The organism is Hoeflea ulvae (genome assembly GCF_026619435.1).
Lineage (GTDB): Bacteria > Pseudomonadota > Alphaproteobacteria > Rhizobiales > Rhizobiaceae > Hoeflea > Hoeflea ulvae.
In genome coordinates this window covers 1,216,899-1,240,958 of sequence record NZ_JAOVZQ010000001.1, presented here as the reverse complement: position 1 = coordinate 1,240,958, position 24,060 = coordinate 1,216,899, and the positions used below count along the sequence as shown (strand labels likewise).

General features: G+C 63.2%; 23 protein-coding genes. 2 read left to right on the top strand and 21 right to left on the bottom strand.

The genetic code is table 11. The features are described from left to right. Nucleotides 1-212 precede the first annotated feature (212 nt). A complete protein-coding gene (folD, locus tag OEG82_RS05880; protein WP_267611502.1) occupies nt 213-1,112 on the bottom strand; it encodes a bifunctional methylenetetrahydrofolate dehydrogenase/methenyltetrahydrofolate cyclohydrolase FolD in 900 nt (299 codons plus the stop codon). A 141-nt stretch (nt 1,113-1,253) separates the two neighbouring features. Further along, nucleotides 1,254-4,553 (bottom strand): Wzz/FepE/Etk N-terminal domain-containing protein, encoded by a 3,300-nt coding sequence (locus tag OEG82_RS05875; RefSeq protein WP_267611501.1) that lies wholly within the window; start codon nt 4,551-4,553, stop codon nt 1,254-1,256. A 637-nt stretch (nt 4,554-5,190) separates the two neighbouring features. Here OEG82_RS05875 and OEG82_RS05870 point away from each other — a divergent pair. Beyond that, nucleotides 5,191-6,456 (top strand): lipopolysaccharide biosynthesis protein, encoded by a 1,266-nt coding sequence (locus OEG82_RS05870; protein ID WP_267611500.1) that lies wholly within the window; start codon nt 5,191-5,193, stop codon nt 6,454-6,456. Between the two features lie 15 nt (nt 6,457-6,471). Here the strand turns inward: OEG82_RS05870 and OEG82_RS05865 are convergent, their stop codons facing one another. The 3 genes from OEG82_RS05865 to OEG82_RS05855 form a co-directional block, all read right to left on the bottom strand. After that, nucleotides 6,472-7,350: a DUF6492 family protein gene (locus OEG82_RS05865; protein WP_267611499.1), complete on the bottom strand. Its 879-nt coding sequence runs from the start codon at nt 7,348-7,350 to the stop codon at nt 6,472-6,474. A 58-nt stretch (nt 7,351-7,408) separates the two neighbouring features. After that, nucleotides 7,409-8,182, bottom strand: a complete 774-nt coding sequence (locus OEG82_RS05860) for a WecB/TagA/CpsF family glycosyltransferase (protein ID WP_267611498.1) — start codon at nt 8,180-8,182, stop codon at nt 7,409-7,411. Nucleotides 8,183-8,310: 128 nt separating this feature from the next. Further along, a complete protein-coding gene (locus OEG82_RS05855; protein WP_267611497.1) occupies nt 8,311-9,483 on the bottom strand; it encodes a glycosyltransferase in 1,173 nt (390 codons plus the stop codon). A 144-nt stretch (nt 9,484-9,627) separates the two neighbouring features. Here OEG82_RS05855 and OEG82_RS05850 point away from each other — a divergent pair, with 144 nt between their 5' ends. Next, on the top strand, nt 9,628-10,617 hold the full coding sequence (locus tag OEG82_RS05850) for a glycosyltransferase family 2 protein (RefSeq protein WP_267611496.1): 990 nt from the start codon (nt 9,628-9,630) through the stop codon (nt 10,615-10,617). Nucleotides 10,618-10,705: 88 nt separating this feature from the next. On the opposite strand, the gene OEG82_RS05845 is transcribed toward OEG82_RS05850, so the two are convergent. The 16 genes from OEG82_RS05845 to fliK all read right to left on the bottom strand — a co-directional run bounded on the left by OEG82_RS05845 (nt 10,706) and on the right by fliK (nt 24,057). Then, on the bottom strand, nt 10,706-11,245 hold the full coding sequence (locus OEG82_RS05845) for a hypothetical protein (protein WP_267611495.1): 540 nt from the start codon (nt 11,243-11,245) through the stop codon (nt 10,706-10,708). Then, the gene (locus tag OEG82_RS05840) at nt 11,242-11,613 is read right to left on the bottom strand and encodes a hypothetical protein (RefSeq protein ID WP_267611494.1); all 372 of its coding nucleotides are present in this window, start codon (nt 11,611-11,613) and stop codon (nt 11,242-11,244) included. The genes OEG82_RS05845 and OEG82_RS05840 overlap by 4 nt, the downstream gene beginning before the upstream one ends. 5 nt (nt 11,614-11,618) lie before the next feature. Then, a complete protein-coding gene (locus OEG82_RS05835) occupies nt 11,619-12,194 on the bottom strand; it encodes a rod-binding protein (RefSeq protein WP_267611493.1) in 576 nt (191 codons plus the stop codon). A 113-nt stretch (nt 12,195-12,307) separates the two neighbouring features. Next, a complete protein-coding gene (locus OEG82_RS05830) occupies nt 12,308-12,706 on the bottom strand; it encodes a hypothetical protein (protein WP_267611492.1) in 399 nt (132 codons plus the stop codon). 1 nt (nt 12,707) lies between these two features. After that, on the bottom strand, nt 12,708-13,463 hold the full coding sequence (gene fliR, locus OEG82_RS05825) for a flagellar biosynthetic protein FliR (RefSeq protein WP_267611491.1): 756 nt from the start codon (nt 13,461-13,463) through the stop codon (nt 12,708-12,710). After that, the gene (flhA, locus tag OEG82_RS05820; RefSeq protein ID WP_267611490.1) at nt 13,460-15,547 is read right to left on the bottom strand and encodes a flagellar biosynthesis protein FlhA; all 2,088 of its coding nucleotides are present in this window, start codon (nt 15,545-15,547) and stop codon (nt 13,460-13,462) included. Before flhA ends, fliR begins: the two co-directional genes overlap by 4 nt. Nucleotides 15,548-15,717: 170 nt before the next feature. After that, nucleotides 15,718-15,984 (bottom strand): flagellar biosynthetic protein FliQ, encoded by a 267-nt coding sequence (locus OEG82_RS05815; RefSeq protein ID WP_267611489.1) that lies wholly within the window; start codon nt 15,982-15,984, stop codon nt 15,718-15,720. 1 nt (nt 15,985) lies between these two features. After that, the gene (flgD, locus tag OEG82_RS05810; protein WP_267611488.1) at nt 15,986-16,390 is read right to left on the bottom strand and encodes a flagellar hook assembly protein FlgD; all 405 of its coding nucleotides are present in this window, start codon (nt 16,388-16,390) and stop codon (nt 15,986-15,988) included. Continuing rightward, nucleotides 16,381-16,830 carry a flagellar biosynthesis repressor FlbT gene (gene flbT, locus OEG82_RS05805; RefSeq protein WP_267611487.1) on the bottom strand — a complete coding sequence of 150 codons (450 nt, stop codon included), beginning with the start codon at nt 16,828-16,830 and terminating at the stop codon, nt 16,381-16,383. The genes flgD and flbT overlap by 10 nt, the downstream gene beginning before the upstream one ends. After that, nucleotides 16,827-17,174 (bottom strand): flagellar biosynthesis regulator FlaF, encoded by a 348-nt coding sequence (flaF, locus tag OEG82_RS05800; RefSeq protein ID WP_267611486.1) that lies wholly within the window; start codon nt 17,172-17,174, stop codon nt 16,827-16,829. The genes flbT and flaF overlap by 4 nt, the downstream gene beginning before the upstream one ends. A 52-nt stretch (nt 17,175-17,226) precedes the next feature. Continuing rightward, entirely contained in the window at nt 17,227-18,279 is a 1,053-nt protein-coding gene (locus OEG82_RS05795; RefSeq protein ID WP_267611485.1) for a flagellar hook-associated family protein, read from the bottom strand. A 4-nt stretch (nt 18,280-18,283) separates the two neighbouring features. Then, on the bottom strand, nt 18,284-19,738 hold the full coding sequence (gene flgK, locus OEG82_RS05790; protein WP_267611484.1) for a flagellar hook-associated protein FlgK: 1,455 nt from the start codon (nt 19,736-19,738) through the stop codon (nt 18,284-18,286). A 32-nt stretch (nt 19,739-19,770) separates the two neighbouring features. Then, nucleotides 19,771-21,033 (bottom strand): flagellar hook protein FlgE, encoded by a 1,263-nt coding sequence (locus OEG82_RS05785; protein ID WP_267611483.1) that lies wholly within the window; start codon nt 21,031-21,033, stop codon nt 19,771-19,773. Nucleotides 21,034-21,150: 117 nt separating this feature from the next. Next, complete coding sequence (locus OEG82_RS05780) at nt 21,151-21,822, bottom strand: response regulator transcription factor (RefSeq protein ID WP_267611482.1); 672 nt, start codon at nt 21,820-21,822, stop codon at nt 21,151-21,153. A 281-nt stretch (nt 21,823-22,103) separates the two neighbouring features. Then, nucleotides 22,104-22,682, bottom strand: a complete 579-nt coding sequence (locus OEG82_RS05775; RefSeq protein WP_267611480.1) for a transglycosylase SLT domain-containing protein — start codon at nt 22,680-22,682, stop codon at nt 22,104-22,106. Then, nucleotides 22,624-24,057 (bottom strand): flagellar hook-length control protein FliK, encoded by a 1,434-nt coding sequence (gene fliK, locus OEG82_RS05770; RefSeq protein WP_267611479.1) that lies wholly within the window; start codon nt 24,055-24,057, stop codon nt 22,624-22,626. The genes OEG82_RS05775 and fliK overlap by 59 nt, the downstream gene beginning before the upstream one ends. Nucleotides 24,058-24,060 lie beyond the last annotated feature (3 nt).

Below are 24,060 nucleotides of genomic sequence, written 5' to 3'. Positions count from 1 at the left end.
CCATGACCGCTTGCGGTTACCCGGATCTTGCCCCCCGGCCCGGACAAAACCCGGTATCGGCCGGCAGCAGCCGGACAGGCGGGATTTTGTCCGCCGGGTTGCAAATGCCGCAACGCTGCCCCTGCAGGGCCTCGCGTCGGATCTGCCTTTCAAACACGGGTTTCGTCTGAGGGCTCGACAAGGCCGGACAGCCACCTGGCTGCCCCGGCGGCTCAAAACGACGGCGGCTTCAACCCGTTGGCGCGCATGGCGGCGGTGACGGTGTTGGCCATCAGCATGGCGATGGTCATCGGGCCGACGCCGCCTGGAACCGGGGTGATGGTGCTGGCCACTTCGGCGCATTCGTCAAATGCGACATCGCCGACCAGCCGGGTCTTGCCCTCGCCGCGCTCGGGCGCGTCGATGCGGTTGATGCCGACATCGATCACCGTGGCGCCGGGCTTGACCCAATCTGCCTTGACCATTTGCGGGCGGCCGACGGCAGCGACCAGGATATCGGCATTGCGGCAGACCCCGGCGAGATCCCCGGTGCGCGAGTGCGCCGTGGTGACAGTGGCATTGGCGGCCAGAAGCAGCGCCGACATCGGCTTGCCGAACAGGTTGGAGCGGCCGATGACCACCGCATTGAGGCCGGACAGGTCCGCACCATGGGTCTGGCGCACGAACAACATGGCGCCGGCCGGCGTGCAGGAAATCAGACCGCCTTCGAGATCGCCGGTCATCAGCTTGCCGGCATTGACGACATGCAGTCCGTCGACATCCTTTTCCGGAAGGATCGACTGGATGACGGCGTCGGAATCGAAATGGCCGGGCAAGGGAAGCTGCACCAGAATGCCGTGGATGCTGGCATCGGCATTGAGCGAGGCGACAAGCGCTTCGAGCTCGTCCTGGGTGGTCTCGGCCGGCAGGGTGTGCTGCACCGAGTTGAAGCCGCACTGCTTGGCCATGCGGCTCTTGGACGACACATAGACATGCGAGGCCGGATCATCGCCGACAATGACCACGGCAAGGCCGGGACGGACGCCGGTTTCCGCCTCGAGTGCGGCGCTGGCCGCCGTGACCTGCTCGACTACGCTTGCGGCAACAGCTTTGCCGTCAATCACCTTGGCCATGAAAATCCCTTTTTGTTTTCCCGTCCCGCGCCCCCGGGCGAAGGCCTGCTGTGTGGTTGTGCGCAATCCTACGAAACCGCTCGCGGGCGCTGAACGCCTCTTTGCGTCCTCCGGTGTCAAAAAACAAGGATGGAGGCGGCTTCAGGCGCTGTTTCTTGCTGCGCCATAGCCGTCGATGCGGGATCTCAGCCGTTCCAGGTTGCGCCGGATCTCATCGACCGACGGATTGGCTGCCGCCTGCATGGGCGGTTGGGCAGGCGCGGGCTGTGCGACCGGCGCGGGCTTATGGGGCTGCTGCGCGACCTGCTCGGGCTGCGGGGCCGGAACGGCATGCGGCGCGACGGGGGCCGTGTAGACCGGCTGAGGCTGGACAGGCATGGACGCCTGACGGGCCTGTTCCGGATAGGGCATGCCCGCAGGCGCCGGCTGCTGCCAGGCTTGCGCCGGATGCTGCGGACGTGAATGCGGCTGATATGGCTGCTGCTGAAGCGCCTGTTGCTCCGTCAGCCAGCGCTGGACCTGTGGCGGGTGCTCCGGGTAATGGCCGGGCTCCTGCTGCGGCATCTGCTGATATTGGCGTGCATGAAACGCCTGTGGCTGAGCCGGCTGCGGCTGCCACTGCGGCGGCGCGGAAGGCTGCGGCGCCTGCGGAGGTGCTGCGTAGAGCTGCTGCTCAGCGGACTGCCATTCTTGCTGTGGCCGGGTGCGCGTTGCCGGGGACCAGGCCGGTTGGGAGGGCTGGTGCAGGACCGGTTGATGCTGCGGCGACGGCTCCGCCCAGTGCTGCATGGGCTGAGACTGCATCGGTTCGGCCTGCCGGGGCTGCATCGGCTGCTGCTGATATGGCGCGAACCGGGACTCGACCGGTTGCGGCGCTGGCTGCACGGCCTGCCATTGCGGCGCCGGAGACCGGACCTGCGCCGGCTCTGCTTCGGTCTGCCGGAACGGCCGGTGCTGCTGATACTGCTGCGGCTGATGGTGGTGCGCGGCCTCGGCGTCGGGCCGGGGCTGCCAGGCCGACGGGTCGGTGCGCAGCGGATGGGTCGAGGCTTGAGTTGGCTGCGGCTGTTGGTGCGGCATCCGCGGTTCGGGCTGCGGCTGGTAGCCTGACGGTTCGCCATGCTGCGGATAGGCGGCAGCATGCTGAGGCTGATGACGGCGCGCGGTCGCGGCGTCGGGCTGCATCTGCCAGGCCGCCGGCTCGGTGCGCAACGGATAGGACGCAACCTGCTGCGGGGGCTGATGGTACCGCATCTGTGGCTCGGGCTGGGCTTCATCCTGCCAGTGCTGCGGCTGGGCGGGCTTCGCGGGCCGGGACTGTTGAGCCAGGCGCGGGTCAGGGTCGAAATAACGTTCCGCGGCGGGGTGCATATCGGGCATGTCCTGCCGGTCTTCGGACGGCTGATGCCGAGGCGCGGTCACCGGCGGCTGTTCAGCAGACCGCGGCTGCGGTTGGGCACCGGCAAGGACCGGCTCCGGGCTTGCCTGGGCGCGGCTTTCCTGCGGCGCGGGCGTTGCCGCGGAATCATCCCGGGCCGTCGGGGTGCCGGTCGCGTGAACCGGTTCGACCGGGGTGACAGCGGGAGCGGGCTCCGGCGCCGGATGCTCGGCATCGTCGCGGGCGCGAATGCCGGCATAGGCCTTGATGGCAGACTCGAGCGAGCTGGTTTCACGGTCGGCCGCAGCCTCGAAACGATCCACATCCGGCTCCCGCCGCGACCGCGTGCGGCCGGACGGACCGCCCGAGGGTCTGCGCGGATCGGGGTCTGGGGCCTGCGGGTAGGATCCGAAGGGCGGATTCTGAAAACGCGCCTGCACCGGGCCACCATTATAGGCGCGGATGCTGTCGACGGCGCCGACCAGCAGGGCCACGCCGATGCCTGCGAACAGACCGGCGAACATTCCGCCGATGGCGATCAGCTTGCGCGACGGACCTATGTTGCGCAGCGGCGGTTCGGCCGCGGAGATGACGCGGATGTTGCGGGTGAGAAGATTGGAGCGCTCGCTGGTTTCGCGCGAGCGGGTGAGGAATGCCTCGTAGATGCCGCGGGTGGCCGTGGCCTTGCGCTCCAGCTCCCGCAGCGTGACGAACTCCACCGACTGGTCCATGGCGCGGCTCTTGGCCACCGCCATCTGGCTGGCCAGTTCCTGCTCGGTCTCCACCGCGCGCTGCAGTTCGGTCTGGGAACTGGCGACGATGCGGCGCAGTTCGTCGCGGATTTCGGAACTGATCGTGTTCAGCGCCGATTGCGCCGCGATATATTGCGGGTGCTTGGGCCCGAGCCGGGTGGCCAGCGTCTCGGCACTGGAGCGGGTATCGGTATATTGCTTGCGCAGCGCTGTCAGATTGGCCGACAGCAGCTCCTCGGGAAAGGCGCCCGAAAGCACATCATCCGGCTTGAGCCGGGCAAGATTGTCCGCCTTGACCTTGATGCCGACCTTCATGGCGCGCGCCGTGGCCAGTTGTTCGGACAGCGCGAGGATCACCTTGTCGTCGATATACTGGCCGCCGACGCCGACAAGCCCGTTCTCGGCCTTGAAGCGCTCCACTTCCCGCTCGGCAGCATCAAGATCGTTGCGCAGCGCGTTGAGCCGGGTGTCGATCGATTCCGAAGTCCGCTCCAGCAGGCTCGACTGGGCCTGGCCTTCGGAGTCGAGATAGGTGTCGACGATCTGGTTGGCGATCAGTGCCGATTTCTCGGCGTCACGGGTCTCGACCCCGATGATGATCACGAAGGTCTTGGCGTCACGCGAGACATAGAGCGCATCGCGCAGTTTCTCGAGCGCCTTCTGTTCGGCCTCGCTGGTATCGCCGGTGCCGGTGAAGATTTCCCGGATCAGCGTCAGGCCGCCGCTGATGCCGCCGATCGAAAGCGATCCGTTGAATTCGGGATCCCGCGCCAGGCCGAGATCGGCGACGACCTTTTCGAGGACGCTGGTGGAGGACAGGATCTGCAACTGGCTGTCGGTGATCGCCAGCATGGCTTCGGTGGAAAGCTGCTGGTTGCGCATGTCGTCATCGGTGACCTGGATCTCGCGCGGATCCACGAACAGCCGGCTTTCGGCGTAATATTTGTGCGGCGTCGACAGCGCCACCAGAACACCCATCACCGCGCCGCCGATCGTGGCGAGCGCGATCTGGCGGCGGTAGCGCCAGACCGAGGACAGCAGGATGGAAATGTCGAGCAAGGGTCGCGACCCGTCATTGCCGCCCGACGGCGGGGCGGCGTACCAGTGGTATTGGTCTTCAGGGCCGTGCTGCGCGGGACCGCCCTGCCGGCGATCAGACGGCGGCGGGACCTGCCGGGCCGCAGACTGATCGTCGATGCGCGGCGGTTCGACCGTGGCGGCCCGGGCTGCGGGTGCCTCCGGCTCGGATTCGGGCTTTGCCGCTGCGGCCGGTTCGGACGCCGGTGGTTCTGAAACAGGCTGGGCTTCCACCTCCCCGGGCTCGACCCGGGGCGTGCCTTCCGGGGTGATGGTGCCGATCAGGCGGGCGATCCGGTCGCCGAATTTCTCGTTGCCTGCAGAGGGCGGGACCGGAGCTTGCGGCAGGGGGAGCGGAAGTCTGCTCTTCGGCCGGCAGTTCGGGCTCTGCCATGGGTGCAGCCTGCGAACGCGCGAAGGCCGCGGTCGACACGCGCGCGGACCGCGGCGGCGTCGACAGCAGCGACCGTGCGGCGCTGTCTGCCGGGGACGGACGCAAGGGATCACGCAGCGGCAACTGCACGGATGGCGAATCACCGGCGTGGTCAAGCAGGGACCCGCGGCGGGCCCGCTGGCGTGGTATCTTGGTGGAATCGCTCATATCCGGCTGCAGCCACCCTTGTTTCTGGAAAAATTCGAATCCTGTGACGCCACGCTATAAATTCATGGGTAATAAATGGTTAATTTCGCGCCAAAACCGGTAATTTTGTCCACCTGCCTCGGCCGCGGACGGGTGCCGCCGGTCTGCCGCAGACTGTCAAAATGCAGTTTCCGCCGAAATCAAACCTCGAATTAACAAATGCCGCCTAAGGCTGTGACTGCAGTCTTGACGAGTGCGACACCGCAGCCGTCTCGCGATACCGGAACACAGATGATCGTTCGCCTGAAGGAATTTGCCCGCGCCTACAAAGGTTCGATCACCGCCTATCTTTCGATGGTCGGTGGTTCGGCGGGCCGGCTGGTGATTTCGCTGGTCTATTTCATCGCGATTGCCAACACGCTCTCGATCAGCGAGTTCGGGCTGTTTGCCACCGCCTCGGCCTGCGGCATCATGTTGTCGCGGCTGCTCGCTTTCGGCTTTGTCTCGCCTCTCTACCGCGTCGCCACCGTGAAACCACGCCTGCTTGGCGTCTACACCGCCGGGTTTCTCGGCGGCGTGGTGCTGTCGGCGCCGGTGATCGCCGGTGCTGCCTGGATTCTGTACGAGATGATCTTTGCCGGCCAGATGCAGATCGGCACTTTTGCCAAGATCGTGCTGGCCGAAGTCGTGTGCTGGCGGATCATGGAGATCGTGGTCATTGTCTGTTACGGCATCAACAGGTTTGCCGCCGGCTCGGCGCTGGTAGTGGTCGCCACCCTGTTCAAGGCCATTGCCGCGGTCGCCTTCGCCTCGCTGAGCGATGGATCGCTGGATGTCTGGTCGACCTATTACGTGCTCACCAATGACCTGGCGGCGCTGACCGCCGTGATCTTCTTCTATCCCAGGGTGCGGCTGCGCTGGAATCTGGCGCTCTATCTGCGCCGCTGGATTGACGCGGTGTCGGTGGCGGGTGCGGAGATGCTGTTTTATGTCCAGTCCGAGCTCGACAAGGTGCTGGTGCTGTCGCTGGGCGGGCCGGAAACGGCCGGTATCTACGCGATCCTGATGCGGCTGGTGGATCTGACCGCGCTGCCGGTGCGCGCCTTCCTGACGGTGTTGACGCAGCGGCTGATGCGCAATGCCAAAATGATCACCGACCTGAAGAACCGGATCATGCTCGAGGGGGCCGTGGCGGCGGTATCGACCGCCGGGCTGCTGGGCATGGCCGGGTTCCTGTGGGTGTTTCCCGATGCCCTGGGCAAGAATGTCGCCGAGGCCGCGCCGCTGCTGATCCTGCTGGCGCTGGTGCCGGCCTTCCGCAATCTGATCGAGTATCATTCGGAGCTTCTCTACGCCACCGGGCGAACCGTGGTGCGCATGATGACGCTGGCTTCGCTGGCGGCGATGAAAGCGCTGCTGCTGGCCTATATGCTGGGCCTGCATGCGGAGGTGGCAATCTGGGTGGAACTGCTCAATGTCGCATTTTTCGTGCTGTATCTGCAGTCGGCGCTGCTGACCTACCGGGCCTTGCGCACGGCGCGGCTGCGACCGATCTGAACGGCCTTTTGTACCCTAGCCGTCGGTGACCGAGAATGCGACGCGGCGGATGTCGGCCAGGGAATGGTCGACGAAGGACTGCACCCCGATGGCGACCTGGTCGGGCCGCAGCCCCTGCATGAATTCGGCAAGGCCCTCGGCGGTTTGCGGAAAGGTTTCCCTGAACCACAGCACATGGGACAGCGACCGCGCATCGGGCGTGTGGCCGGCGCCGTCGAGGATCTCGTCGACATAGCGGCCATAGATCATGCATTCGGAAATATCGCGCGAGGAGATGACAGCGCGGATCCAGCTTTCATGGTTGAACGCCTCGAGGTGGTCGAGCAGCGCGCGCGCGGTGTCGACGCGCCAGGGCACCATGTTGGAGATGTAGTCATGCGCAGGCTCAGGCCGGCGCGGCAGGCCGAGAATGCCGCCGGCATGGGCGAGCCAGGCCAGATGGCCGGGCGTGGCGTCGACCGCACCATTGTCGGCGCGGAACATCCGCATCCTGTCGCCGTTCCAAAGGGAGGCGCCATCAAAGGGGCGCACCAGCACGACATCGGAATCAACCGACAGCAGCATGTCCGCATCGACATGACGGGCCATGGCGAGACGGCGCAACTGCTGCGCATGCCAGCCGCGCAGGGGCAGCGAGAACGGGCTCAGCCAGAGCCGGCGCCGGCCCAGGCTCAGCGGATCGGGAAAGGAGCGCAGCCAGGCCGGGAACAGATCGGCTTCGCTGATCACCGTGCGCTTTTCGCCGGCCAGCGGGGCAAACAGCGAGACGTCGGCGCGGTCGACCAGCAGATAGTGGTGCCACTGCCCCTGCATGAACCGGTCCATGCTTTCGCACAGAAGCGCACAGCGGTCGAAATCGCCGACATAGGAGGCGGTCATGACGGCCGTCTTCATGGCGCGCTCCGCAAGGCCGTCAGGGTGTCAGGTACCGCGCCGCGCATGAAAAGACCTCTCAGACAGGAGCTTTTGGGGTTCGGCCCGCGCCGAAGAACTTGTAACGGAAGACATGGTAGAGAAAAAGCGGATTGCCGACCACATAGCGGTACCACAGCCGCGACGGTTCCTGCGCCAGCCGCCAGACCCATTCCAGCCTGAGGTCACGCATCATCTGCGGCGCGCGGCGGATTTCGCCGGAGACGAAATCGAACAGGGCGCCGACACCGAAGACCACGCGGCCATGGCCCTGGCGGATATTGGCGTCGATCCAGATCTCCTGCGAGGGGCTGCCCATCGCCACCAGGGTGATGTCGGGATCGATGGCGGCAAGCCGGTCGAGCACCGGCGCGCTGTTGCTCTTGTCGAAATAGCCATCGGAGACGGCGTGGAATTCATGCCAGGGGGTCGAGCGCCGGAACTGGCCCAGGGCACGTTCGAGTATGTCCGGGCGGGCGCCGATCAGCGCCACCTTCAACGGGCGTTCGGTGTGCACCAGCAGCGCCGGAATGAAATCGGTGCCGTTGAGATTGGCGGGAAAGGTCTTGCCGTGCAGGGCCCGCGAGGCGATGTCGACGCCCAGGCCGTCGGGCAGCACTTCGCAGCGGCTCAGGCCCTGCCGGAACACCGGATCGCGCATGGCCAGATTGGCATTGTTGGCGTTGAGGAAATTGTAGACGCGCTGCGGGCCGTTTTCAGCGAGAATGCGCTGCAGTTCGGCGAGCGCCTGGCGCCAGCCAAAGGCTGCGACACGGATGCCGATGATGTCGCGATGCTCAGTCTGGTCCGGCATGATGCCTCCCGATGCGCTTGCAATGCAGGTGTCCCGTACCGGGTCACCATTGGCTGTGGTGTTAGCACTTTCGAAATGGCTGCGCATTGCCATTCCCCCAATGCAGTTAAACCCGGAGGTTCAATTTGTTAACCATGCGGCCGGCACTGCGCCAGGCCGGAGGCCAGCGCGGCGGTAAGGCCGTCGAGCTGGCGCGCGTGAAAGGCACGGCCGTCGCCGTCGAGCGCTTCTCCGGCTCGCGCGCGGTCGACCAGGTTGCTGAGCGCGGCAGCGAAGGCTGCGGGCTCTTCGGCCGCTACGCAGTTTTCCGGCCGGGCGGCAATGCCGCGCAGGGCGTTCTGTGTCGCCACCGAAGGCAGTCCCATCTCGAAGGTCTCGATGGTCTTAAGCTGCACGCCGGTGCCGGTGCGCGAAATCAGCGGGATGATGCGGCAGGCGCGGACGAATGCACGGGCGTCGTCAACGCGGCCGAGAAACCGGACATTGCCTGGCGCCGGCGGCGGGGTGGCGCCATAGCCGCCGGCGATCGCGATGGTGAAGTCCTCCGGCAGGCGCGGCACGATCTCGGAGAGGAACCAGTCCAGGCCGGCGCGATTGGCGGCCCAGGTCCAGGATCCGATCATCCCCGCATCATAAAGCGGTGCGCGCGGCGCCGGTCCCTCGGGCGGCGTCACCGAGGTGACCAGCGGCAACACGGAAGCACGATCCCCCTGCCCGACTCCGAGCTCCTGCAGGTCGGCCTTGGCAAGGGTGAAGACATGACGGGAGGCCTTGCACAGCGCGCCTTCGAGCCGCGCAAGCAGCCGCGCGTCGCGGGAAAACAGCTGCCGGGTCAGCGGATTGCTTGCATTTGCGGCATTGTCGGCAGCACTGCGGGCTTCGACATTGTGGGCGACAAACACGCAGGGCCAGGCCTTGAACACATCGAGGAATGCGCCGGGCAATTGCACGGAATTGAGGATGAGCCCGTCGATCGCGCCGCAATCATCGAGCGCCGCGCGGATTTGCGCCGGGCTCGCCGCATGCATCTTGGCAACCGACACCGGCTCGCCATGGAGGAAGGCATCCTTGAGCCAAAGCGCCTTTTGCCATTTGCCGACCCGGGCATTGGTGACTTCAAGCTGACCCAAGAGCCGGGTCTGGTCCGGTTCGGCGGGCTGGTGGCCGGGCTGCAGGAAGCCGATGACCGAGACCGTGTGACCGATCAGCCGGATGGCATCGACAATGACCCGGTTGGCGATGTCGTAGCCCGAGGCGGGCGCTGCGACCGGGACGAGCGATGAGATGAAGACGAAATGCATGGGGCGGTTCCACTGTTGCCCCGCACTGTAGCCGCAGGATTTGAACATCGGCTTAAACCCGCATTTCAAATATGGCGGGACAGCTTCAGGCTATTTTCAGATTCATGTGGTTGGATGGCGTCCTGTCAATTCGGATGTTCAGCCATGGCGCCAGACCACAGTACCGTTACCGAGCATGCCCGCTCCCCGGCGCTCAAGCCCGACAGCGTCCGAATTGTCGTGACGGTGCCGACCTTCCGCCGGCCGGATCACCTGATCACGACACTGGATTCGCTGCAGGCGCAGGGTCTGGGCGCGGAGACCGCCGTGGTGATCATGGACAATGATGCCGAGGGCCTGCAGGGGGCGCAGGCCGCGGCCGAATGGCTGCAGACCGCGTCGATCAAGGGCATCGTCATCGTCGCGCATCAGCGCGGCAACTGCCATGCCTACAATGCCGGATGGGAAACCGCCCTGGCCGAATTTCCCCGGCTGACCCATATCGCCGTGATCGATGATGACGAGATCGCCGGCCCCGACTGGCTTTCGGGCCTGCTGTCGACGGCGCAGAAGACCGGCGCGGACCTGATTGGCGGCCCGCAGGTTCCGGTGTTTGCCGACAGCGCGCTCAATGGCTGGCGCAAGCATCCGGTGTTCACCCCGCATTACAGCGAGACCGGGCTGGTGCCGATCCTGTATTCTTCCGGCAATGTGCTGATTTCGAGATCGGTTCTCGACATCATGCCCAGACCCTATCTTGACCCGGCCTTCAATTTCATCGGCGGCGGCGACAGCGATTTCTACCGCCGGGCAAAGGCCCGCGGCTTCAGCTTCGGCTGGAGCGCGGAGGCTGCGGTGATGGAAACCCTGCCGGCGCGCCGGGCCGAATTTTCCTGGCTCAATGCCCGCTCGCTGCGCAACGGAGCAATTTCCTCGATCCTCGAAAAGCGCCAGAGGCCCGGCATTCCCGGGCGCGCCCGCACCATCCTCAAATCGGTGGCGCTGCTGGCGGTGGCGCCCTGGCGCGGATTGCGGCTGGGGGTGCAGACCGGCTCGGCTGTGATCGGGCTCTATCACATCCAGGTGGCGCTGGGGCGGCTGATGGAAGAGTTCGGCATGGTCAACGAGCAATACCGCAACCCCGAAAGCAACTGATCCGGGCCGCGTGAGGCGGAATCGAGAACCGGCAGGACGCTTGCGGTATCCGGTCGAAGGTCTGGAAATCTCACGCTCAAGGCTCGGTTCAGTGGCCGGGCGAAGCGCCTTCCGGTGCGGCATCGACCTGGCCGATCGGTTCGCCGGCCTTCATGGTGAAGCGGCCCTCGCGCATGTTCGAGCGGATATCGGATTTCGACAGGAAATCGATCTGTTCGACGATGATGTCGTGAAACACCATCTCGCCCAGCCGCGCGTTGAGGGCTTCGCGGATATGCACCTTAAAGGCTTCGAGATTGAATTTGCTCAGGCTGGGAAAATCGATGAGCTGTTCGCCCACGAGCGCGCTGTAGAGCTCGTCGATGACCAGAACCTGCAGCGGAATGGTCAGCAGGTCGGACTTGTCGGTATCGACCGTGTAGGACAGCCGGGTGAGGAAATAGCCCTGCACGGCTCCATCGCTGATCACCGGAATCGAGGTGACTTCGCCACGGATCGTTTCGAGCCCGCCGAACATGTCGGCTTCGGGCTCGGCGCTTTCCTTGGTGTTGGTGGACTGGATCGAGAAATAGACCGACGCCAGCGCCACGGCGGTGATCCAGACGCCGGTGACCAGCAGTTTGATCATGACAGATCATAGGCCCTGAACTGGTCGGCCGAATAGGTGCCGTCGGCTTCGGATTCGGTGACCGTCGACTTGATCATGTCGGTGATGCCGCGCACCGCTTCCATGTGCGCACCGACCTTGAGGCTGTTGATGTCGAGCTTGGCCTTGACGGCCTTGAGATGGCCGAGATGGGCCTTGTCGAGCCGGTCGGGATTGATGTCCTTGAACAGCATGGTCATGTCGTAGAGACAGCGGCTCTTGATGGCGTTGGACTGTTTGAGATCGAATTTCGGATCCGAGCCGATGGCGGCATTTTCGGTATCGATAATGGCTTCGAGGCGGAGCAGGACGCTCTCGACACGGTGATCACGGGATGCGAGTTCGCTCATCTTGATTAGGCCCTCCGGCCGGAGTCTTGGGGTGTATCGGCTGGCTCACCGGTTGCGGAAATATCCGCAAAGATGTCCTTTTGAACTTCATTGACCAGGCTGGTGGCGCGGTTGGAAACATTGGAGGCGACACCATCGGCGGATTCGGGCGTCAGGCCGGGGGTGAAGCGGTCAGCCAGCATGCGCGCGGCAATGCCGATGCCGCCGCCCTTGGCCAGCACCGCACCGAGCTGCTCGGCCATCATCGATTTCCAGATCTCGCCGGCGGTGCCCTTGCCGTAGAGCTCTTCGCTGTCGGAGGGCAGCATGCTGCCGATGAAGTTCTGCAGAACCATGGCCTCGAAGCGCTCGTAGGATTGGGCATTCTTGCCGACTGCGGCGTCCGCTTCCTCCTGGCTCACCATGACCGCCATGGGTTCGGCAGACGCCAGCAGCTGGCGCTGGAAGGCCGGGGTTGCCGCGTCCTGCGCCGATTTGCGGGTGGAGGCCATTTCGAGCATGGATTCCGCCCGGCGGGCAACGGCGGGATCGGCCGCCTTCACCACGTCCAGAATGAGATCGGTTGCCGTTTGTATGGACAAAGAGCTTCCCTCGTAACGCCTGACCGGAAATGATCGCCACCATTGTGGCTGATGAAGCTTACGCTGGCCTTGTGCCGGTCAGCGCGGGCCGCGGAAAGCAGCGTTGCGATCGTTCAATAGGATGACGCCCTGGCGCCGAGCGAGGCTTCGATCAGGTCGAGCAGGGCCTCGTCCTCGGCAATGCGGTCCTCGTCTTCGGCCGCCTCCGCCGCCTGATCGGCGAGGCGGTCGGCCTTGGTCTTTTCGGTCAGCATCCGCCGCTCCTGCATCGCCCGGACGCCGGTGAGCTGCTGGGCGCGGGCAGAAAGCCGCTGGAACCGCAGCGCATATTGATGCGACATGGCGGCATGGACCGGGTCGAAGGAACCGACCGCGTCGACCAGAGCGGCCTGGGTCTCCTCGGTGACGACCTGCGCCCGCAATGTCAGCGACAGCTCGCTTTCGGTCATCCGCTCGATCTGGCGCTGGACCCGGACGAGGCGGGCAAGCTTGTCTGCACGTGATCCGGCCATATCAGGGCAACCCGGTAAACAGCGGCTCGAAGCCGGCAAGGAAAAGCGAGAAGAAGGTGGTGGAGCCGAAGAAGAACAGCACCAGCCCGCCAAACAGGATGAACGGAATCGAGATGAAATAGACCGGGATCTGCGGCGCCAGCTTGTTGACCATGCCGATCGACAGATTGAAGATCAGGCCATAGACGAGGAAGGGGCTGGCCAGCCGGAGCACCAGCATGAAGGCGCCGTTGAGGGTGTCGGTCAGGGTCATCAGCGCCATACGGGCCTCGAAGCCGGAATCCATCGGCATGAAGGAATAGGACCGGACCAGCGAGGTGATCACCAGATGGTGGAAATCGCCGAGAAACAGCACCATCAGCGCCGTCACGGTGATCACCGCGGTGACATGGCCCTCCGGTTCATTCTCGAGGATGCCGTTTGCCGGTGCGGCGTTGAAGCCGATCGCCATGGAGATGGCGGTGCCGGCAAATTGCAGCGCCAGCACAATGTAGCGCGCGATCAGGCCAAGGGTGACGCCGATCAGCAGTTCCGCGCCGACCAGGAGAATGTAGACGCTGTCGCCGCCCTGGACCCGGGGATAGACCGTGTCCCACAGGATCGGCAGCAGCGCCATCGAGATGGCGGCGGCGAGCAGCAGGCGGAACTGCATGGGAACCCGGAAGCTGGCAAAACCCGGCAGCACCATGAAACAGCCGCCGATCCGACAGAAGGTGGCAAACAGCGCCAGGACCGTGCCCTCGGGATCCTCGATCACGAGATCGAGCCGAGTAGCTTGATCTCGATGCCCCTCGCGATTTCCACATGGGACAGCACCGGCAGGGTGGCGAAGATCCGCTCGATGATCATGCGCACATAGGGGCGCGAATCCGGAGAGGTGACGAGCACGAAGGGCACGCCCTTGTCCATGTGCTCGCGGATCACCTTGGTGGCCTCTTCGGAAAACTCCTCGAGCATGCGCGGGTCGATGTCGAATTCGATGACCTCGCCCTTGGGATCGCGTTTGAGCGCCTGGTGGAAGGCCAGGTCCCAGCGGCTGCCCAGCCTGAGCACATTGAGCTGGCCATTGCGGGCGATGTCGCCGCAGAGCTGCTGGGCCATGCGGATGCGGACATGTTCGACGATCTGCTCGGTCTTGCGCACGTGCGGCGCGAGCTCGGCGACGGCCTCGAGAATGAGATGCAGATTGCGGATCGAGACGCGTTCGGCAAGCAGCAGCTTGAGCACGGCCTGGAAGCCGGAATAGGACATGTGCGATGTGCAGATCTCGTCGGCCAGCTTGCGGTATTCCGGATCGAGCCGGTCGATGAGGATCTTCATGTCCTTGTAGGACAGCAATTGCGGCAGGTTGTTGCGGATCACCTCGGAGAGATGGGTCAGCACCACCGAGACATTGTCGATCGGCTGGAAGCCCTCGCGCTTGAGATCTTCGGCAAAGCTTTCCGGGATCGACAGCGCTGGCAGGCCGAAGGCCGGTTCGCGGATCTCGTCGCCCGGCAGCGACGGCCGGCGCTTGCCCTGCAGCACCACCAGAAGCTCGCCGACCCTGAGGTCATTGGCGGCAACCGTGGTGCCGTGAATGCGGATCTGGTAGCTCTTGTCCTTGATCGAGATGTCGTCGGAGACCTTGATCTCGGGCACGACGAAACCGTATTGGGTGGCGAATTTCTTGCGCATCTTGGAGACGCGGAAGGCCAGTTCCTCGTGCGAGCCGAGCAGCTTGGTGGCGACCTGCTTGCCCAGCACCAACTCGATTTCGGCGGTCTTCAGGATCGACTTGACCGAATCCTTTTCCTTGTCCTTTTCGTCCTGCTGGCTGCGGTGGATCTCCTGGGCCTCGTCGCGGGCCTTCTGGTCGCGCTGCCGCGGGATGATCCAGCTTCCGAATGCGAGGCCGGAGCCGAGCAGCATGAAGGGCAGGAACGGCAGGCCCGGCATCACCGCCAGCAGGAACAGCAGGCCTGAAGCCGCAAACAGCGCACGCGGATAGCCGCCGAGCTGATCGATCACCGCTTCATCGGTCGAGCCGAGCTGGCCGCCGCGGGAGACCAGCAGGCCGGCGGCGAGCGACACGATCAGCGCGGGGATCTGGCTGACCAGTCCGTCGCCGACCGAAAGCCGGACAAACACGTCCGCGGCTTCGCCGATCTGCATGTCGTGACGGGCATAGCCGATGACGATTCCGCCGAACATGTTGATGCCGGTGATCAGCAGGCCGGCGATGGCGTCGCCGCGCACGAATTTGGAGGCGCCATCCATGGATCCGAAGAAGGAACTTTCCATCTCCAGCTCCTTGCGCCGGTCATGCGCCTGCTTTTCGTTAATCATACCGGCAGAAAGGTCGGCATCGATGGCCATTTGCTTGCCCGGAATGGCATCGAGCGTGAATCGGGCGCCGACTTCGGCGATGCGGGTGGCGCCCTTGGTGATGACGATGAAGTTCACCGTGACCAGAATCAGAAAGACGATCAGGCCGATGACGAAGTCGCCGGACATGACCATCTGCGAGAACCCGCCGATCACCTGACCGGCCGCATCCGAGCCGAGATGGCCTTCGGACAGGATGACGCGGGTGGTCGCGATATTGAGCGACAACCGCATCATCGTGGCGATGAGGAGAATGGTGGGAAAAGAGGAGAAATCGAGCGGCCGCTGGATCCACAATGCCACCATCAGGATGAGCACCGAGAAGGCGATCGAAAACGCCAGGCCGATATCGATCAGAAAGGCCGGAATCGGCAGGAACAGAATGGACAGAATGACGACAATGCCGAAGGCAAAGCCCATGTCCTTGCCCTGGAAAGCGGACTTTTGTATCGCCAGCGCCTGCGGATCGGCCATATATGCGAAGCTCCGGATCACGGCGCCGGCATCATGCCCGCGCAATTGGTCACGCCGACCCTAGCCGGTGAAGCTTGTGCGAAAGTGTCAGAAACGCGGGGGGATCCGCGCGCCCCGGCGAGCCGGTGCGAACGATCGTGCCGGCCAACCGCGGTACGGCCCGAAAAGGATCAGAAACCGGTTTCGATGCGCTGGAAGACGATGTTGGTGAAGGTCGAGATCTGGGCGCCGACGAAGGGCGCTGAAATGGCGACCGTGACCAGGATGGCGACGATCTTGGGGACGAAGGTCAGGGTGATTTCCTGAACCTGGGTCAAGGCCTGAACGAAGGCGATGCCGACCCCGACAAACATAGCCACGAAGACCGCCGGACCCGAGCAGATCAGCACGGTCCAGATCATGGTCTGGACGATATCTAGCGCGTCGGCTTCATTCATCTTACTGGATCGTCACGCCCGCGCCGACCACAACCTGGCTGCCGTTCTGAAGCACTGCCACCAGGCCGTCGGAATAGACCTTGACCTGCTCAATGGTGCCGGTGATGGAGGCGTCGGCATTGGTGATGGTGCGGCCGATGATCGATCCGGCCTGGTTCAGCGTCGAGGATTGCAGCAGCATTTCCAAGTTCTTATTGGTCTGGATCGTCTGTTCCACCTGGCTGAAGGTGGCGAGCTGGGCGATCTGGTCGGTCGCATCCATCGGATCGGTCGGGTCCTGGCTCTTCATCTGCTGAACCAGCAGCGTCAGGAAGGTGTCATAATCGAGCGCGCTCTTCTTGGAGGCGTTGTCCGCGGCCGAAGTGCCGGTGGCGGAAGCGGCGGCGGATACTGTATCTACGACCATGGGGCCAGCTCCTTGCGAATCTTGTCGATGACGCCGGCAGGCATCGCCGACGAGTTGATGATCTGCTCTTCAACCGGGTAAAGCGCTCGGATCGCCTTGAGCGCCTCGAAGGCGCGGCCCTGGGTGACCATGCCGTCGATGTGCTTGAGTTCGACCAGCACTTCCTCGTCCTTGAAGCAGGTCAGTAGCATGACCACGGACTTGCGGAACATGCCCATCGACTGCTCGGCGCCTTCGGGGTTGATCAGCATCATCTGAACGATGAAATAGAGCTGCTTGAGCGGCGTTGTCGCCTGCTCAGGCTGCAGCACGTGGTTTTCCAGCAGGAACGTCACGTCGTTGAGAAATTCCAGCGCGACCTTGCGATCGACCCGAAGCACGGCTCCGTTGATGAAGATGCGTTCGCCGGCCTTGAGCGAAATGCGAAGTGAACTTTTCATTTCAGCCCGTCCCTGATGATGATCGAGATGTCGATGATGCCCTGGAAATTGTCCGACTGGCGCATCCGGATGCGTTCGGCTTCCTTGATGACCCAAATCCCTATGGAGATGAGGTTCGCGCGAAGCTCTTCGGCCAATTCGTTGTCAGGCGCCGCGAGGTCCTCGACAAATCGAACCCAAAGCCGGCTGACGAAGTAGACCGCTTCGATTGCATCGCGGGATTCGAGGCCATTGGCTTTGGCTGCAGTCAACAGGGTAATGGAATGATTGATCGCTTCGCGCTCGCGTTCGCGCGCTTCGGCAACACCATCCTCCTGAACATCCGCATAGGAAAACTGGTACATTCAGACGCCCTTCATGTTTGTCCATTTTGCCCGGCAACTCCGGGAGACACGGTTACAGGTAATTCATAAGACTTAATTGTTGGATACGAGCCGTGAGCGTGTAGGACGTCTCGACCTGTGTCAGCAGAGTTTGCATGCGTGTGGACGCTTCATAGGCGTCCACACCCTCGATATCGCCCAGATGCAGGGTGAGAATCTCGATTTGGGACTGCAGCGAAACATTGGCCTTGGTCACCCGGTTTTCGGAGAGGCCGAGCGTGCTGCGCTGGTTGTCGATTCCGGTCACCGCCTGCCCGGCATATTCGATCGCCCCGGCATTGAGCGCAACGCGCACCTCGCTGGAAATCGGCGCCGCGAGAAGTTCCAGCCCGATCACTGCAGCCAGCGCAAAGTTGCGCATGCCGGCCGAATTCGCATTGGTGCCTGAATCGACCACCTCGTTGTCGAGGATGCGGCTCGACATGTTGGTGTCGGAGGCGCTTGACCAATTGCTGTTCCAGTCGGCGCCGCTGAAGGCGGGCTCGAGAACATTGGTGATGAAATCATCCATGTCGGCGACGGAGATGTTTGCGACCTGCGGGTCGCTCTGGGTGAAGCCGAAATGGGTCGAGAAGGTGGTGTCGAAGGCTGCCTTTGCAGGGGACCCCGGGCCAAAATAATCATCAAGCGGCTTCTGGCTCGAATTGATGCCGGAGAACAGATATTCGCCGTTTGACGAGGTGTTGGCAGCCACCGTGAAAGAGCCCAGCGAGGCCTCGACATCGCGGCGGGCAATGGCCAGCCGGTCGGCATCGTCGGCGCCGTTGACAGAGATAAACGCCTCGAGCATCTGCTGCGCGCTGTCGGCCATCAGGTCGAGGGCCAACTGGGATGCGGACAGCCGCTGGGTCACCAGCGAGTTGGAATCCTGCACGCCCTTGAGACGTTCGACATTGTGGTTGAGCGTGACGCTGTTGGAGGTGCGCGCGCCGAGCGCCAGACCGACATCGGCATGGCGGCCGGTGACGATCTCGGTCTGCAGCTTCTGCACTTCGTTCTGGCCGCGACTGATGGTCAATCGCATCGCGTTCTGCATGGCCTGGTTGGAAATGAAACTGGTTTTCATGATCCTATCCTACCGCTGCCAGCAGGGAGCGAAGCATTTCATCGACGACCGAAATGATGCGTGCGGACGCCTTGTAGGACTGTTCAAGCTCGAGCAGCATCGACATTTCTTCATCCAGCGACACACCGGTGGCGTTGGAATGCGCCTCGACGGCCCTGAACCGGGTCGCTTCGCGGGTTTCCGAGGCGGCGCTGGCCTCGCTGCGGTTGAGCTCGAGCCAGCCGACGGAATCGGCGGCAAAATCCAGAACGCTGGCGCTGGTGTCGAGCCCGGCGGCGGCGTCGAACGTCATCGGCGTGCCGAGCGCGACCACATAGGCATCGAGCTGGGAGGTAAAGCCGGCAGCGCCCGTGGTGTTGGCGATATAGGCGGCGCCATTGATCCCGCCATCGCGCAGCAATTGCGGATTGCCGCCAGCCGAGGGCACCAGTGCCGGATTGACTTTGATTGTAGCGGCGATGCCGGGCACCATGGTTCCGCCGGGCATGGTGCCGCCGGACCATGTGAACAGTCCCGGCTGATCGGGCAGACCGCCGGACTGGTCTTTCTCGGCAAAGGTGACAACCAGGGCGCGGGCAATCTCGTCAAGCTGGCTCTGCAGCGCCGGCGCATATTCATCGCGGATCTGCATCAGGCCCTGCAGCGAACCGCGCGCCGTGGTGGTGGCCCCCTGCCCTGCTGCCAGCGGCACGCCGTCGACATAGATGGCATTGCCTTCGATGCCGGCAGCAAATCCGGGCGAAGCTTCGAAGGTTACCGGGCGCGCCACCGTTTCGAACAGCGTGGTGCCGTCATTGGTGTACAGCGCGACATCGTTGCCGGAGCGGGTGACCGAGGTGACCCCTATGATTTCGGAAATCTTCTTGAGGACCGAATCGCGCTGGTCCAGATCGGCACTGACATCCTTGCCGAGCTGGGTGCCGCGATAGACATTGGTGTTGGCTTCCTCGAACTGAGACAGCAGTTCATTGAGGGTGTGGACCTGACGGCCGATTTCCTGATCTGCCCCGAGCCGGACATTCTGCACCGCGGCAGAGGCATCGCGCAGCCCGAGGGCCACCGTGGTGGCATCGGCCACTGCGGTTTGCGCCAGCGTGCTTTCACCCGGCTTTGCAGCATAGGTGGCGAGCGTGTCGCGCATCGAGGAGATAAGGGTGGCCGGGGCGCTTTCGTAGTCGTTGCCGCCCATGATGTCCTTGAGATTGGCAAGGCCATCGAGCAAAGCGTTCTGGCCACTGGCGGTGGCGGTGCTGGAAACGGTTTTTTCCAGCAGTATCTGGTCCTGGGCCCGCTGGATGCTGACCACCTGGGCGCCGGCCGAAGAGGTGGCCAGCGACGCGCTGCGCCGGGAGTAATCGGGATTGGACGCATTGGAAATATTGCGCGACAGCAGGCTCGTCTGCGTCGAATAATTCGACAGTGATGACTGTGCTGTACTGATCGCCGATGACAGAGACATGCGCTGGTCCTTCTACCTCCCGATCCGGCGGTCTATCGTTTGAGGTTCACGAGGACGTCCATCAGGTCGGAACCTGTCTGGAAGACCTTGGAATTGGCGGTGTAGCTGCGCTGCGACGAGATCATGTCGGTCAGCTCCTGGGCGAGATCAACATTGGAGCTTTCCAGCGCGCCCGACACGATCGAACCGAAGGAGCCGGATCCGGCAAAACCGGTGGTGATGACGCCGGACTCGACGCCCTGCGCATAGACATTGCCGGCCAGCGGCCTGAGCTTGTCGGGGCTGGGCACATCTGCCAGCGCAATCCGGTAGAGTGGCTTGAGATCGCCTTCGTCGTACTGGGCGTAGATGGTGCCGTCAGCGGCGACTTCGACTGCGATCACGGCGCTGGGCTTGTTGCCGTCGACATTGGCGTTCTGAACCGTGAAGCCATAATTGAGCTGGGTCATGTCCTTCAGATCGATGGTCAGGGACGAGCCACCGGGAACACTGACGGTTATGTCCTTAGCGCTGCCAGCCGTGAGCAATCCGTTGTTTGCCGGATCGAATTCAAGCGTCGTGGTTGCCAGCGCCGCCGACGAGTAGGGAAATGCCGTGTTGGCGGTGCCGTCCGCACGGTCGTAGACCGATACCTCGAACGTGTTGTCCGCGGTCTTGGTGTAATAGAAGTCGAGCAGGACCTCTCCGCCGAGATTGTCGTAAACCACCAGCGAACTCTTGTGGGAGTACTCAGCGGTGCCGGCATTGGCAGACGGCAGATTGGCCGCAGCGACGATCTCGGCACTGGCATTGAGGTTGGCCTTGAAGACGCCCAATGTGGAGGGAGACGCGGTGAGGCTGCCCGAAGAGATGTTGACCGGAACCAGGCCATCAAAACCGTTGACCACCGGAGCGGGCGTTCCGGTTTCGTAGTCATAGCCCATCAGGGTGAACCCGGCGGCGTTGACCAGATTGCCGTTGCCGTCGGGAATGAAGGAACCGGCGCGGGTCAGGAACGGCGTGCCATTGGTGTCCTGCACGATGAAGAACCCGTCGCCGTCCAGCGCCAGGTCCGTCTTCGAAGTGGTGAATTCAAGCGGTCCCGCCTCGGAAATCGAATAGCGGACATCCGTCGACACCGCACCGGAATTGTAGGTGCTGGCGGAGCCGGGGAGGATCAGGGAGGAAAATTCGGTCGACGCCCTTTTATAGGCGGTGGTGTTGGCGTTGGCGATATTGTCGGCAACCGTGCTCAGGCGGCTTGCTTGCGCATTCATGCCGGAAGCGCCGGTTTGCATCATTCCATACAGGCTCATCGCATCATCCCTCGTTTCATACGGTATTCCAGCGTAGCTGGCGGGCCTTGCGTGAACCTGATTCCTTGCATCGTAGAATGAGCGTTTGGCCGGGATCGCCCGGCCAGTTGCGTCAGCTCAAGCCCAATCGATCAGGTAACCAAGAAAGCGCTTGGAATCGATCGGGTCAAAGTCGAGCCGCTTGCGCAGTTTCTTGCGCAGCTTGGAGATGTGACTCTCGACGACATTCTCCTCGACGTCTTCGTCAAAGATTCCGTATATCGCGTTGAAAATCTGTTGTTTCGTTACCCGGCGGCCACGGTTGGCGACCAGGTATTCGAGAATGCGGCGCTCGCGCCTTGGAAGGGCGAATGTGCGGTTTTCGATCTCCGGATCGCGGCCGTCGGAAAACACCCGGATCGGACCGATATCGACATGGTTGGACACGGCCTTGAGGCGTCTCCGGATGGCGGCTGCACGCGCCAGAATTTCGCGTGGATGAACCGGCTTGCGAACGACGTCGTCGACACCGCTGTCGAAGAACGCCAGAGTCGATTCAAGAGAGGGCGCATCGCTGACCGCGATGACCGGAGCTTGCGACCTATCCCGGATTGCCCGCGGCAGATCCATTGTCATCTCGCCCTGACCGATCAGGAAGGCTTCAACCGCATCGAGGTCGGAATCGGCAGCGGTTTGCACCCACTCGCCAAATTCGATGGAATCAAAAGTCGCCGAGGGAACCCCTTCCCGCCCGAAAAGGGAAGTGTATCCGTCTTTAACCAGTTTTCTGTCATCAACCACGACGATCATTCGCTCGCCTCCGAATCAGTCTGCTACGTCATTGGGCCAAGGAGTACGAAGCACACGATTCAGCGTAAACTATGAGAAACATATGGTTAATTTTAACAGTTGATTAACCATGTTTTCCACTGATTTGGCTAGATGTGGTGCGTTCCCTGTTGATAAGCACAATTGTCTCGGGAAATGGTTAACAAGAAGTTAATTTTTTGCTTGCATCGTTAATGATTGCCTAACTGCTGACAAATTCATCAGGGGCACCGAAAATCCGGATATTTCTATTTCAGGTTGTGTTATCTGCAGAATGATTCTGCTTGGTGTGTCCAGGCGCCATGGCCGGTGGCGACCAGATTGGCGATCACCCGGCATACATAGCGCTTTTGCGCGGGGTCATTGTTGGGACCGGCGTGGTAGCGGGCGACCGCCATGGTCCAGGTTTCGTGCCGCGCGTGCAATCGAGCGAGAAACCGCGCAGCGTAATCGACATTGGCGCGCGGATCGAGCATCTCGTCGACCGAGGCGAACTCGGCGCCGTGATAGCGGTAGTTGATCTGCATGCAGCCCAGATCGATAAGGCTCTTGCCTTCGGTGCGGGCACGATCGAATTCGCGGATGGCCTCCTTGCGGCTCTTGGCGAATACTGCGCGTCCCTCGATGTTGAGCGCATAGGGATAGAGCGATCCCTTGCGGCCGGTTTCGGTCAGGCCGACCGAGTGGAGAATTCCGGGAGGGACACCATGGGTCCGCGCGGCACTGAGGATCTCGGCTTCGCAAACGCTGGTTGCCGCCGCGGCCTGGCTGGGCGCGGTGCCCTCAGAGATAAACGCCGTCAGTGCGACCAGTGCCGGAACCAGCAATCGTGTTGCCTTCATGACCCTGTCTCCCCTGCTGGTCCCGCTGACTTGTGTTGCTGCCGCTGCTGTTGCCGCCGGAAGACTTCGCGTCGCCCGGTTCATTGCCCTGGAAGCCGCCGGAAAATCCGGGCTGGGCGGACTGGTTTGCAGTCTTGTCCGGATTGGACACGTGCTGGATGGTGATCTGCTCGACCGCATATCCCTGGGCGCGCAGCGATTTGACGATCGACTGGCTGTCATCGGAGAGCTGGCGGTAGGCCTCGGCGGATTCGACCTTGAGCTCGACCGACAGTTCCTCACCCGAAAGCTTCATGATGGCGGTGACGCTGCCGAGCGACATCGGATTGAGTTGAAGCTTGAGGGTGTGCAGGGTCTGCCCGGTTTGCGCCGTGCCTGCGGCCGCGGCGGAGGAGGTCCGCGCCACCCGCTGGGCTGCCAGAGCCGTGTCGCCAGCCTCCGCCAGTGAGCTGGTCAGCATCTGTGCATTGCCCGAGAGCTGTGTGGAGGGGGTGAACCGGCGCGATTCAACCACTTCGACAGTGCGCGGCTTGGCCTCGATCTTCTCTTCGGGCTGGCGGTCGGCTCCGGCGCTCTTGCGCTCGGCCGCCGCGTTCGAGAGACCTTCATTGCGCGCGGATCGGGTCTCTGCGGTGCTCGCAGCATCGCTTGACAGACCGAGTGCGCCAAGCGCTTCCCGGGAGGCGTCCGCCTTCTTCTGCTTGTCCGCAGCGCCCTCGGAGGACGGCGTTCTGGCGGCTGCGGGCTGAGCCACACCATTGCCCGGTGCGGGCTGAGCCACGGATGCGGCCAGTGCGGCAACCGGTGCGGCCGCGGTGGCTGCGACAGCGGCGGGCTGTGGCGCCACCGGCTGTGTTGCGGCCTGTGCGACCGGCTCGGCATCGGGCTGCAACTGCAGCTCTTCGCCTGCTTCAGGATCAATCTCCATCTCGCCTTCAAGCACTGATTTGGCGTCGACCTGATCCGGCTCGACTTTCGGAAGCTCCGCCGGGGCGAGTTCCGCTGCGGCCAGAACATCGGCGGCCGTCAGATTCTCGTCCACCACGGTCTCGGCAGGTTCTTCAGCAAAGGCAGCGCTGGACATCAGGCCCGACAGCAGGGTCAGCATGTCATCGGTCTCGGCTGTCACCGATGGCAACTGGCTGTCGACAGCTTCGACTTCGGCATCAATCTGCGTTTCGGCTGCGGTCGCGCCTGTGTCGGCTTCGGCGTCGGTCCGGCTGCTTGTGTCGAGCCGGCCACGGTTGCCGGCGGCGCCGCGTTGCTCACCCGACAGGATTGCCGAAAAGGCGCCGCCTTTGGACGCGCCCCCGGGGTCTGCGGCATGAGTGTCGCCTGACGAGACAGGTGCACGTGCCGGCACTTGCCGCTGCATTAC

What these genes read in the sequence shown, in the direction of transcription:
- folD (WP_267611502.1), bottom strand. Translation starts at nt 1,112, where the DNA reads ATGGCCAAGGTGATTGACGGCAAAGCTGTTGCCGCAAGCGTAGTCGAG.
- OEG82_RS05870 (WP_267611500.1), top strand. Translation starts at nt 5,191, where the DNA reads ATGATCGTTCGCCTGAAGGAATTTGCCCGCGCCTACAAAGGTTCGATC.
- OEG82_RS05865 (WP_267611499.1), bottom strand. Translation starts at nt 7,350, where the DNA reads ATGAAGACGGCCGTCATGACCGCCTCCTATGTCGGCGATTTCGACCGC.
- OEG82_RS05860 (WP_267611498.1), bottom strand. Translation starts at nt 8,182, where the DNA reads ATGCCGGACCAGACTGAGCATCGCGACATCATCGGCATCCGTGTCGCA.
- OEG82_RS05855 (WP_267611497.1), bottom strand. Translation starts at nt 9,483, where the DNA reads ATGCATTTCGTCTTCATCTCATCGCTCGTCCCGGTCGCAGCGCCCGCC.
- OEG82_RS05850 (WP_267611496.1), top strand. Translation starts at nt 9,628, where the DNA reads ATGGCGCCAGACCACAGTACCGTTACCGAGCATGCCCGCTCCCCGGCG.
- OEG82_RS05845 (WP_267611495.1), bottom strand. Translation starts at nt 11,245, where the DNA reads ATGATCAAACTGCTGGTCACCGGCGTCTGGATCACCGCCGTGGCGCTG.
- OEG82_RS05840 (WP_267611494.1), bottom strand. Translation starts at nt 11,613, where the DNA reads ATGAGCGAACTCGCATCCCGTGATCACCGTGTCGAGAGCGTCCTGCTC.
- OEG82_RS05830 (WP_267611492.1), bottom strand. Translation starts at nt 12,706, where the DNA reads ATGGCCGGATCACGTGCAGACAAGCTTGCCCGCCTCGTCCGGGTCCAG.
- flhA (WP_267611490.1), bottom strand. Translation starts at nt 15,547, where the DNA reads ATGGCCGATCCGCAGGCGCTGGCGATACAAAAGTCCGCTTTCCAGGGC.
- OEG82_RS05815 (WP_267611489.1), bottom strand. Translation starts at nt 15,984, where the DNA reads ATGAATGAAGCCGACGCGCTAGATATCGTCCAGACCATGATCTGGACC.
- flgD (WP_267611488.1), bottom strand. Translation starts at nt 16,390, where the DNA reads ATGGTCGTAGATACAGTATCCGCCGCCGCTTCCGCCACCGGCACTTCG.
- flbT (WP_267611487.1), bottom strand. Translation starts at nt 16,830, where the DNA reads ATGAAAAGTTCACTTCGCATTTCGCTCAAGGCCGGCGAACGCATCTTC.
- flaF (WP_267611486.1), bottom strand. Translation starts at nt 17,174, where the DNA reads ATGTACCAGTTTTCCTATGCGGATGTTCAGGAGGATGGTGTTGCCGAA.
- OEG82_RS05795 (WP_267611485.1), bottom strand. Translation starts at nt 18,279, where the DNA reads ATGAAAACCAGTTTCATTTCCAACCAGGCCATGCAGAACGCGATGCGA.
- flgK (WP_267611484.1), bottom strand. Translation starts at nt 19,738, where the DNA reads ATGTCTCTGTCATCGGCGATCAGTACAGCACAGTCATCACTGTCGAAT.
- OEG82_RS05785 (WP_267611483.1), bottom strand. Translation starts at nt 21,033, where the DNA reads ATGAGCCTGTATGGAATGATGCAAACCGGCGCTTCCGGCATGAATGCG.
- OEG82_RS05780 (WP_267611482.1), bottom strand. Translation starts at nt 21,822, where the DNA reads ATGATCGTCGTGGTTGATGACAGAAAACTGGTTAAAGACGGATACACT.
- OEG82_RS05775 (WP_267611480.1), bottom strand. Translation starts at nt 22,682, where the DNA reads ATGAAGGCAACACGATTGCTGGTTCCGGCACTGGTCGCACTGACGGCG.
- fliK (WP_267611479.1), bottom strand. Translation starts at nt 24,057, where the DNA reads ATGCAGCGGCAAGTGCCGGCACGTGCACCTGTCTCGTCAGGCGACACT.